The 10,632-nt window shown below is 69.9% G+C and carries 11 protein-coding genes; all 11 read left to right on the top strand.

Features of this window, described 5'->3' with window-relative positions; genetic code table 11:
- The coding region (locus ACOJSN_RS20445) for a FadR/GntR family transcriptional regulator (RefSeq protein ID WP_420114323.1) at nt 1–432 on the top strand (432 nt) is incomplete at its 5' end.
- Nucleotides 433–501: 69 nt separating this feature from the next.
- On the top strand, nt 502–1,791 hold the full coding sequence (locus ACOJSN_RS20440) for an ABC transporter substrate-binding protein (protein ID WP_420114322.1): 1,290 nt from the start codon (nt 502–504) through the stop codon (nt 1,789–1,791).
- A gap of 124 nt (nt 1,792–1,915) precedes the next feature.
- Complete coding sequence (locus ACOJSN_RS20435) at nt 1,916–2,827, top strand: carbohydrate ABC transporter permease (RefSeq protein ID WP_420114321.1); 912 nt, start codon at nt 1,916–1,918, stop codon at nt 2,825–2,827.
- The gene (locus tag ACOJSN_RS20430) at nt 2,827–3,687 is read left to right on the top strand and encodes a carbohydrate ABC transporter permease (RefSeq protein ID WP_420114320.1); all 861 of its coding nucleotides are present in this window, start codon (nt 2,827–2,829) and stop codon (nt 3,685–3,687) included. The genes ACOJSN_RS20435 and ACOJSN_RS20430 overlap by 1 nt, the downstream gene beginning before the upstream one ends.
- A gap of 15 nt (nt 3,688–3,702) precedes the next feature.
- Entirely contained in the window at nt 3,703–4,506 is an 804-nt protein-coding gene (locus tag ACOJSN_RS20425) for an SDR family NAD(P)-dependent oxidoreductase (protein ID WP_420114319.1), read from the top strand.
- Complete coding sequence (locus tag ACOJSN_RS20420) at nt 4,503–5,783, top strand: enolase C-terminal domain-like protein (RefSeq protein WP_420114318.1); 1,281 nt, start codon at nt 4,503–4,505, stop codon at nt 5,781–5,783. The genes ACOJSN_RS20425 and ACOJSN_RS20420 overlap by 4 nt, the downstream gene beginning before the upstream one ends.
- 6 nt (nt 5,784–5,789) lie before the next feature.
- Entirely contained in the window at nt 5,790–6,752 is a 963-nt protein-coding gene (locus tag ACOJSN_RS20415) for an acetylxylan esterase (protein WP_420114317.1), read from the top strand.
- A complete protein-coding gene (locus ACOJSN_RS20410; RefSeq protein WP_420114316.1) occupies nt 6,749–8,881 on the top strand; it encodes a hypothetical protein in 2,133 nt (710 codons plus the stop codon). Before ACOJSN_RS20415 ends, ACOJSN_RS20410 begins: the two co-directional genes overlap by 4 nt.
- A 70-nt stretch (nt 8,882–8,951) precedes the next feature.
- Nucleotides 8,952–9,503 carry a hypothetical protein gene (locus ACOJSN_RS20405; RefSeq protein ID WP_420114315.1) on the top strand — a complete coding sequence of 184 codons (552 nt, stop codon included), beginning with the start codon at nt 8,952–8,954 and terminating at the stop codon, nt 9,501–9,503.
- Between the two features lie 24 nt (nt 9,504–9,527).
- Entirely contained in the window at nt 9,528–10,064 is a 537-nt protein-coding gene (locus ACOJSN_RS20400) for a hypothetical protein (protein ID WP_420114314.1), read from the top strand.
- Nucleotides 10,065–10,092: 28 nt separating this feature from the next.
- The coding region (locus ACOJSN_RS20395) for a DNA glycosylase AlkZ-like family protein (RefSeq protein WP_420114313.1) at nt 10,093–10,632 on the top strand (540 nt) is incomplete at its 3' end.

The following is a 10,632-nucleotide window of genomic DNA, read 5'->3' as shown; positions in this document are numbered from 1 at the left end:
TCGGACGTGGAGCAGCTGGTCGAGCTGCTGCAGGCTCGGCGCGCACTGGAACCCGAGATCGCGCGGCTCGCTGCGGAGACCCGAGACGAGCGTGGCCTCGCCTGGCTCGACGAGGTGCTCGCGACCGCGGGCGCTCAGCTCACCGCAGGAGACGAGATCCTGTGGCGTACGAACCTCGACATCCACCGGGCCATTGCCGCCGCCACCGGCAACGCGATCCTCGCGGAGGTGCTCGACTCGGTGGTGCTGCTGCACGCCGAGGACCAGCGCGCGATCCTCGCCCTGCACGGTGACGCAGCCGAGGACTTCGAGGAGCACACGCACATCCGCGACCTGATCGTGGCCGGCGACGCGGCCGGTGCTCACGCGGCCGTGACCGAGCACCTGCAGCACGTCGCCGACGTGATCCGCTCGCGCGGCGCGACCGACTGACCACCTGAACGACCACGGGCCGGCGGCTGACGCCGGGCCACCAACCACCACACGAAGAGGTGCGATGAAATGAAGCAGTACAAGACCAAGGCCACACTTGTGGCAGCCGCAGCGGCGACCGCGCTGCTGCTCGGCGCCTGCGGAGGCGGCGGCGGTGGCGGCGGGAACGGTGGTGAGGGGAACGGTGGCGAGGCCGAGCCCACCGCGCTCGGGTTCTTCACCGACAAGGCCGCCTGGGAGCCCCAGTTCGACGTGATGAACGAGGCCTCGGAGGGTGCCGACCAGTCAACCCTCAGCTTCACGGGCTACTCCGACTCCGCCGCGTATGACGCCTTCATCAAGCAGGCGTTCCGCACCAACGACAAGCCCGACATCTTCACGTGGCACACCGGTGGTCAGCTGGAGGAGCTCGTCGAGGCCGGACTCGTGGCGGAGACCACCGACCTGTGGGCAGAGGCCGAGGCGAACGGCGATGTCCCGGAAGGGCTCATCGAGAACTACACCTACGACGGCAAGCAGTACTGCGTGCCGCTCAACGTCGTCTACTGGGTGATGTACTACAACAAGCAGGTCTACGCAGACAACGGCCTCGAGGTCCCGGCAACGTGGGACGAGCTGATGTCCAACGCCCAGACGCTGGTCGACAACGGTGTGGTGCCGTTCCACCAGATGAACTTCATCTTCGAGTTCGTGTGGTTCCAGACCGTGGTGGCGGGTTCCGATCCCGACGCCTACGTGGGCCTGCAGGATGGCAGCGTCTCCTACACGGACCCGGCGATCGTCGAGGCGATGGATGTCTGGCACCAGATGCAGACCGACGGCTACTTCATCGACCCGGGTGTCACCACCGATCCGCAGACCCTGCTGCAGACCGGTGAGGTCGCGATGGCGAACTTCGGCACGTTCTTCACGGGCCAGCTCAACGCGCTCGGCATGGTCCCGGACGAGGACTACGGGATCTTCGCGATTCCGAACGTCAACCCCGACCTCGAGTCACAGCAGGCGATCGTCGAGACCGGCCCGCTGTGCGTGGGTGCCGGCAGTGCCAACGAGCAGGCGGCGCTCGACTACAGCGCCTGGTGGATGGGCGTGGATGCGCAGAACGCGTGGACCGAGGCCTTCGGCGACGTCTCGTTCAACCCGAACGTCGAGTCCCCGGACCCGGCCCTCTCGGCCGTGGTCGGCCAGGTGACCGGCCCGGACTTCCAGATCCAGAAGCGCTGGCTCGAGGCCACGCCGGTGCCGATCTACACAGTCGCGTCGGAGGAGTTCGGCGCGTTCGTGACGAACAACGGTGACCCGATGGTGCACCTGGAGGCGATCCAGGCTGCTGCTGACGCGTACTGGGCCGACCAGTAGCACCACGGGGCCGCTCCCGGGCAGGGGAGCGGCCCCGTCCCCATGCCGGGGTGGGTGGGTCGACACGTGCACCCGGCCCACCCACCCCACACCTGAACCGCCCCCCGACCTCGCGAGGAGAGTCATGACCGCACCGGCTGCCCGGCACGCGGAGATGCTGCCGAACCGCAAGCCCAAGAACAGCTTCGCGCTGGCCTCGGCGGGCTTCGTGGCGCCGGCGGTGCTGCTCGCCGCCGTCGTGCTGTACCTCCCGTTCCTCTACACGACCTATATCTCCTTCACGGAGTACAACGGACTCGGTGACCCCGAATGGGTGGGCCTGGACAACTACGTCCGGATGTTCTCCGACCCGGGGCTGCTCAACTCGCTCCTCAACACCCTGTACTGGGTCGCCGGGACGATCGTGCTCCCGGTGGGGCTCGGGCTGTTGATCGCGGTGCTCAGCCACGGGCTGCCAGGCGCCACGTTCTTCCGGTTGCCGTTCCTCATCCCATACGCGCTCTCAGGTGTGGCGGTCGGTGTGATCTGGTCGTTCGTGCTGCAGACCAACGGTGCGCTCAGCCAGATCGTCGGCGTCTTCGGCGTCGACGCGCCACGCTGGCTGCTCGATGCCCCACTCAACACGTTCGTGATGATCGTGGCCTCGAGCTGGCAGGGTGCGGGCGTCAACGCGCTGTTGTTCGGCATCGGGTTGCAGTCGATCCCGAAGGAGCCGCTAGAGGCAGCGAAGGTCGATGGTGCCGCGGGCTTCACGCTGTTCCGCACGATGACCTGGCCGATGCTCGCACCGCTCACCACGGTGGTGGTGGGGTTGAGCATCGTCGGCTCGTTGAAGACCTTCGACATCGTGTGGGGTATGACCAAAGGTGGCCCCGGTGGGGTCTCCGAGACGCTTGCGCTCACGATGTACAAGGAGACCTTCATCACCAACGACTACGGTCTCGGTGCCGCGGTCGCGGTGTTCCTCACCGTGGTCACGGTGGTCGCGTCGATCATGTACTTGCGGCGTCAGCTCGCCCCGGAACGGAGCATGTGATGACCACTCTCCCTGCGCCTGCGTCCCGACGGCGTCGACTCACCCCCGGTGTGGCGGTGCGCCAGGTGGTGCTCGCCGTGATGGGCGTGATCTGGCTCGTCCCCGTGTACCTGCTGCTCGCGAACGCCTCCAAGCGTCCGGAGGTGTTCGGCAACTACTCGATCTGGCAGCCGGGCGACTTCGCCGGCCTGTTCAGCAACATGGCCGACGCCTGGGGCCGCGGCCGACTCTCGCTCGGCACGCTCTCCACGGCCCTGTACGCCATCACCGGCCCGGGACTCGCGGTCATCATCGGCGCTGCGGCAGGCTTCGCGATCGTCGCGTTTCGGCTGCGGCGCGGCTTCTTCTGGTTCGTGCTGATCTTCGCGAGCTCGATCTTCCCGCTGCAGATGATCCTCATGCCGCTGTTCATCGGCTACGCCCAGACCGGCCTGTACAACTCGAGGATCGGCATGATCCTCGTCTACACGGTGATCGCGGTGCCGTTCTCGGCGTTCGTGATGCGCAACTTCTTCAGCGGCATCGCGCACCACGTGTTCGAGGCCGCGGTGATGGACGGCGCTTCACCATGGCGGATCTTCTGGCGCATCTACCTGCCGATGTCCGCACCGGCGCTCGTGGCGATCTTCATCCTGCAGGCGACCTTCATCTGGAACGACCTGCTGCTGGGACTGACGCTGTCGCAGTCCGAGACGGTGCGACCGGTGATCGCGGCGTTGTCTGCGCTGCAGAGCACCTACGGCGGCTCAGCGATGTCGACCGTGCTCGCGGGTGGTCTGCTCGTCTCGCTACCCACCGTGGTGCTGTTCCTCGCGACCCAGCGCGCCTTCACGCGCGGGCTCTCGCTCGGCCAGTTCTAGAACCCAAGGAGAACGATGTCCGTCAGCTCGACGGCTCCTGCGCCGGTGTTGGTCACCGGCGCCGGGGCCGGCATCGGTGAAGCCGCTGCCCGTCGCGTCGCTGCCACCGGTGCGCGTGTGTACGCGCTCGACCGTGATGGCGATGCGCTCACGCGCCTCGTGAAGGATCTTCCCGACGGCGTCCCGCTCGTCGCGGATCTCGCCTCACCTGAGTCGGTGTCGGAAGCCTTCGCTCGTGTGGCCGACGACGGCGGCCGCCTCGGCGGTCTCGTCTGTGCCGCCGGGATACAGACGTACGGGACGGTCGACGCGGACGGTGCGATCGCCACGTTCGACCGCACCTTCACTGTCAACGTGCGCGGCGTGTTCCTCGCGGCCCACCATGCCGTGCCGATGCTGCGCGCGAACGGAGGCGGATCGATCGTGGTCGTCTCGAGCGTGCAGGCTTACGTGGCCCAGCAGGGCGTGGCCGCCTATGCGGCCACCAAGGGCGCGCTCAACTCGATGGTGCGGGCGATGGCGGTGGACCACGCGCACGAGGGCATCCGCGTCAACGCCGTCTGCCCTGGTTCTGTCGACACCCCCATGCTGCGGTGGGCGGCGGCGGAGTTCGGCGGCGCGGAGCAGGTGGCGGAGACGGTGGCCGAGTGGGGCCGCTCGCACCCGCTGGGCCGCGTCGCGCAGCCCGCCGAGGTGGCCGAGATGATCGAGTTCCTGCTCTCGGAGCGCGCGTCGTTCGTGACGGGCGCCGATGTCAAGGTCGACGGGGGTCTCACGGCGGGCAACGCCGTCGTGCTGCCCGAGGAGGATGGCAAGTGAGCGGGACCGGCATGAAGATCGTCGACATCCGCGCCACCACGGTGACGGTCCCGCTGGAGGCGCCGCTGCGGCACTCCAACGGCACCCACTGGGGCCGGTTCGTCCGCACGATCGTGGAGATCGAGACCGATACCGGGCTCGTCGGCCTCGGTGAGCTCGGCGGCGGCGGCGAGAGCGCCGAGGGTGCGGTACGGGCGCTGCTGCCGTACCTGAAGGGTCACGACCCGGCGCGCGTGGAGTCGCTGCGCTGGATGATCGCGAACCCGACGGCGAGCCTGTACAACAATCGCACCCAGCTTCTGGCAGCGGTGGAGTTCGCCTGCCTCGACATCGTGGGCCAGCACGCCGGGTTGAGCGTCACCGACCTGCTCGGTGGCCGTGTGCGGGACGAGGTGGAGTTCGCCTCCTACCTGTTCTTCCGGTACCCGGGGCCTGATGGCAGTGGCGAGGTCCGCACACCCGACCAGCTGGTGGCGGAGGCACTGCGGTTGAAGGCCGAGCACGGCTTCCGCGTGCACAAGTTGAAGGGTGGCGTGTTCCCGCCGGCGTACGAGCTCGAGTGCTTCCGCGCCCTCGCCGAGGCGCTGCCGGAGGACAAGGTCCGCTACGACCCCAACGGCGTGCTGAGCGTGGGGGAGTCGATCTGGTTCGCAGAGCGCATCGCCGACCTCAACAACGACTACCTCGAGGACCCGGTCTACTCGCTGACCGGGATGCGTCAGGTGCGGGAGAACACCGCGATCCCGCTCGCCACGAACACGGTGGTGGTCAACCCTGAGCAGCTTGCCGCGAACGTGCGCGACCCCGCGGTGGATGTGATCCTGCTCGACACCACCTTCTGGGGCGGCATCCGGCCCTGTATCCGGGCCGCCGGCATCTGCGAGGCGTTCTCGCTGGGCGTGGCGGTGCACTCCTCGGGCGAGCTCGGCATCCAGCTCGCCACGATGCGGCACCTCGGCGCGGTGGTGCCCAACCTGGTCTACGCGGCCGACGCGCACTACCACCACCTCGAGCACGACATCGTCGAGGGCGGCCTGGTGCCGTACACGAACGGGCGCATGAGCGTGCCGGAGGGACCCGGGCTGGGAGTCACGCTCGATCGCGGTGCCGTGGCCGAGGCTGCCGAGCGCTACCAGCGCCTGGGCGGCTACCCCTACGACCGCGACCCGGGCCGGCCGGACTGGTACCCGATGCTGCCGAACACCTCCTACGCCGACCCGAGCGTCGCGGGCATCCCGCCGGCGCTCGAGGACGCGTACGCGCACTGGGAGAAGTAGCCCTTCATGCTCGTAGACCTCCCGCTGGAGCAGCTGCGGACCTACCGACATCCGCGCCCGGCCCCCGCCGGTCTGCGCGGGTTCTGGGACGAGACGCTCGCGACCTCGCGCGCCGCTGGCGGGGAAGTGGTCGCGCAGCGGCTCGCCCACCCGATGCGCACGCTCACGGTCCATGACGTCACGTTCCCCGGCTTCGCCGGCGACCCCATCCGCGCCTGGTGGCTGCTGCCGCCGGAGGCCCGCGGCGTGGTCGTCGAGTTCCTCGGCTACGGCGGCGGCCGTGGGCTGCCGCACGAGCGGATCCTGTGGGCCGCGCACGGCTACGGCTACCTCGTGGTCGACAGCCGCGGCCAGGGTGCGATCTGGAACGCGGGCGACACCCCTGACCCGCACGGCGCCGGCGCCTCCGCTCCCGGGATGCTCACCCGCGGGATCGAGAGCCCCGAGACGCTGTACTACCGCCGCCTGCTCACCGACGCCGTGCGCGCGGTCGACGCGGTGGCGCAGCTGCCGGGCGGCGCGGACCAGCCGATCGCCGTGGTCGGGCACAGCCAGGGCGGCGCGATGGCGCTCGCGGCAGCGGCGCTGCACCTGGGCGTCACCACCGCCTTCGCGCGCACCCCGTTCCTGTGCGGCATCTCCCGCTCGGTCGAGGCCACCCCGGAGGGCCCGTACACCGAGCTCGGCAGCTACCTGGCGACTCACCGGGACCGTACGGAACAGGCGCTTGCGGTGCTCGACCACGTGGACGTCGCCCACCTGGTGCCGTGGATCACCTGCCCCACCCGCGTCACGGTTGGGCTCGGCGACCTGATCTGCCCGCCGTCGGGCATCTTCGCGGCCATCAACGCGATGGACCCGGCCCCCGATGTCACCACCTGGCCCTACAACGGTCACGAGGGCGGCGGCGCGTACGACGACGCGGCGCTCGCCCTCTGGCTCGACCACCACCTCCGAGGAGAAGAATGACCACCGTCCCGACCTGCGCCGACTTCACCTCGGCGCGGATCGTCGACCGCTTCGACGACATGATCAACCCGCCCGGGCTGACCAACCACTGGGCGACCGCGCAGGTGGACCACGATGTCGTGGCCATCCGCAGCCTCAACGTCCCCCCGGTGGGGCAGGGCGACACGATCACCGGCCAGCTCTACCTGGGCGGCCGGCTGGCCCGGTCGTACGGGCGGCCGGTCGATGTCACCTGGCGCCCGGACCGGGTGGAGCGCAGCACCGACATCGACGGCTGGCGAATCGAGACCACCACCGTGTGCCCGCCGGGGGAGCCTGCGGCCGCCGTGCAGGTGGTCGTCACCAACAGCGGCGATGCCCGTACGCTGCGGTTCGGCCTGTGGCTCGCCTCGACCGTGACCAGCCGTGCGCGCTGGGCGAGCGCCGAGCTGCCGCAGGCACCGAACGAGCTCGTGCGCGACGGGCTGACCGTGATCGGTCGGCCGGTCGCCGACTCCGAGGTCAGCCGGTCCTCGTTCGGGATCCAGCTCCGCGACGGCGACGAGCCCGCGGTCAGCGTCCAGCGCCTCGTCGCTCCGTCCGGCGCGACCGTGCTCGACGGCGGCCCGCGGGTCGTCGAGGTCGAGGTCGCCCTGGGAGCAGGGGAGTCGGTCGAGCTCGGGTACGTGCATGCCATCGCGAGCACCGAGACCGAGGCGAGCGACGCCGTCGGGCGTGTGGGCGACGACCTGGGCGCTGCCGTGGCGGCGGCCGAGGTCGCGTGGGACGCGGCGCTGGCAGGCCTGTTCGACGGCTCAGGTGCGCTGTCCGGCGCGATCCCGCAGATAGAGACCAGCAACGAGGCGTTCCGCACCCTCTACCACTGGGGTGCGATGGGCACGCTGTGGTTCATGCGCGACAACCCGGCGTCGGTGCTCGGCCGTTCGTACGACACCCTGATGCCGCGATACTGGGCGACGACCACCTTCATCTGGGACTACTCGCTGTCCTCGCAGACGCACGCGCTGATGGACCCGGAGCAGATGCGTACGCAGATCGCGCACTGGGTGAGTCTGGACATCGACCACCACTTCGGCACCGAATGGCTCACGGGCAGGTCGGTGGGGTACTGGTACTCGGTCAACCACTATGCGATGACACGGCTGGTGCGCGACTACGTGGCGTTCACGCAGGACCGTGCGTTCCTGGACGAGGTGTTCACCGACGCCGAGGGCAACGCGCGGCGCCTGGGTGACCACGTGCGTTCGTGGGCGCGAGCGTGGCACCGGCTGCGTCGGCCCAGCGGGCTCGCCGACTACGGCGGCATCGACAACCTGCTTGAGTGCGTCTCGAGCTACACGCACGAGATCGCGAGCCTCAACGCGGCGAACGCGTGGTGCATGCGGGTCGCGGCCGAGCTGGTGGAGCTCGAGGGTGGGTCCGCCGACGAGGCGGCATCGCTGCGGGCCGAGGCCGATGAGGTGGTCCGACTCGTGCAGGAGCTCTACATTCCTGGTGCCGGTATCTTCCACACCCGTCAGCCGGACGGGTCGCTCGAGCCGACGCGGCACTGCTACGACTTCGCGACCGTCGGGACCACGATCGCCGATGACCTGCCCGAGGAGGTCCGCTCCGAGATGGTGACGTTCTTCGACGCGGAGCTGCGTTCGCCGTCGTGGCTGCGGGCGCTGTCCCCGCTCGACGCCGATGCCGGCTACTCGCTGCGCGCCGACCACCAGTGGAACGGCGCGTATCCCGCCTGGGCGCCCGATGCCGGACGTGCGGCGATCGCCCTGGGTGGCGCCGCCGTCGTCGCCGACTGGCTTCCGGGGCTCGCGCGGAGCGCGAACCAGGGCCCGCCCGGGCAGGGGCATTTCGTGGAGGAGGCGGCGGAGCCGATCGAGGGCGGCGCGCGGAAGTCGCCGCCGCAGTGGCCCTACCTGCTGGACTGGGCCTGCTCCTCGGCAGGCTCGTTCAGTGAGCTGGTGGTCTCCGGGGTGTTCGGTGTCGAGGTCGCGCTGGACGGGACCGTGACGGCGCAGGGGTGCCTGGACGCCGTCGACCCGGACGCGCGCCTGGTCGGGCTGCGGGTGGGCGAGAAGGTCTACGACATCGACGCGAACGGCGTTCACGAGCGCGCCGCCAGCTGATCTCGGCGGGCAGTGGTGCCCGTCGGTGCGACGTGACAGGGCTAGCTGGGTGCTGGCATGGTGACCTGTCATGCAGCCAGCAGCCGCGCCTCCCGAGCTCGTGGTCCGCTCCGACAACGCAGCGCTGCGAAGCCGGTTCCACCTGTTGCTGATCCTCAACAGCGTGCTGGTGGCACTGTCGCTCGTGATGATCGGGGTGATCGGATCCCTCGACCTGGAGGGGGTACGGCACTTCGTCTGGGTCTTCATCGTGATCGCGATCGGGCCGATCCTGCAGATCGGCCTGCAGTGCTACCTCTGGGGTGGGCGACTGGCGATCACCCGGCCACTCACTCTCGACGGCTGGGGCGTGGAGGTCCACGGCCAGCAGGGAACCGTGCGGGTGCCGTGGGAGGCCGTCACCGAGGTGCGGCAGAAGGCGGTGCTCGGCCAGCAACTGATCTCGTTCATGCTGCACCCGCAGGCCACGCCGGGCCAGAACGGCGTGGAGGCGGACCCCGCGCACTGGCCGCGGTACCGGAAGCGGGGCCTGCAGCTCGCAGCACATGGCCTCGTGCCCGGCTTCGAGACCATCTTCCCCGCCGTGCAGCACTACTCGCAGGGTCGCGCCCCGATCGTCTGAGAGGACGCCATGGAACCCGCTCACATGACTCCTGACGAGCTCGTGGTCCGTCACGACAACAGCCGTAGCCGCCGCACCTTCTGGGCGATGCTGGCACTGGCCGGGGTGATCTGGGTGGCGCTCCTGTTGGCGGTGCGCGCTTTCGCCGCCCTGGACGCGCCGGCGGGGTACTTCACCTGGGTCTGGTCGGCGCTGCTGGCCGTCGTGACGGCGCTGATCGGCTTCGCCTGCTACCTCCGAGGGACGTCGGCGGGGCTGACACAGCCCTGGCGGCTGTCCGCCCGCGGCGTGCAGGCGATGACCCCGGTCGGTGTGATCGTGCTTCCGTGGGAGGCGGTCTCGGGCGTGTGGGTGTCCGAGGTCGGGCAGGGATGGCGGATCACGATCAAGCCGAAGCCCGACTCCGCGCCCGGGCGTGACGGCGTGGAGTCCGACGCCACGAGCTGGCCGTCCGTGATCCAGCAGGGGCTGTCCGTGGGTGGTCCGGCCGTCCAGCCGGGCCGCGACGAGATCCTCGCCGCGATCCGGCACTACGCGGGCGATCGGGTTCCGATCGCCTGAGCCCTTCCCACCCGGCAGAATCGTCGCGATGAGCGAGATCGCCCGACGACGGATGGGTCACCAAGGCCTGCTCGCACCACTCGGTGGGGCCGATGCCATCGTGGACGCCGTGCGCGCGATGTGCGGCGCGCACGCCCAGGTGCAGTCAGCCGCGCAGCACTCGATCGCGCGCCGCCTGCGTGGAGTCACGCGCGCCGACGTGCAGGAGGCTCTCTGGGAGCGCCGCGAGCTCGTGCGCACCTACGGCCCGCGTGGGACCGTGCATCTGCTGCCCTCGGCGGACCTGCACCTGTGGGCAGGTGCGTTGAGCGCGGTCGACGGCGGGATCTCGCGTCAGGCGGACGGGGTGCGCCTCGACCGCGGTCAGGTCGAAGAGGTGATCGCCGCGGTGGGTGCGTCGCTCGCCGGTATCGAGCTCACCCTGCCCGAGCTGGACGCCGCGGTAGGCGAGCGGCTCGGCGCGTGGGCGGTCGAGGAGACGATGCCCGCGTTCGGGACCGTCTGGCCGCGATGGCGGCAGGCGATCACCCCAGCCGCGCACCGCGGCATGCTGTGCTTCGGCCACCCG

The sequence above is a fragment of the Pseudactinotalea sp. genome, assembly GCF_048594945.1.
Classification (GTDB): Bacteria; Actinomycetota; Actinomycetes; order Actinomycetales; family Beutenbergiaceae; genus Pseudactinotalea.
Note: the sequence above shows the minus strand (reverse complement) of the source record. Positions and strands in the feature narration are given on the sequence as shown.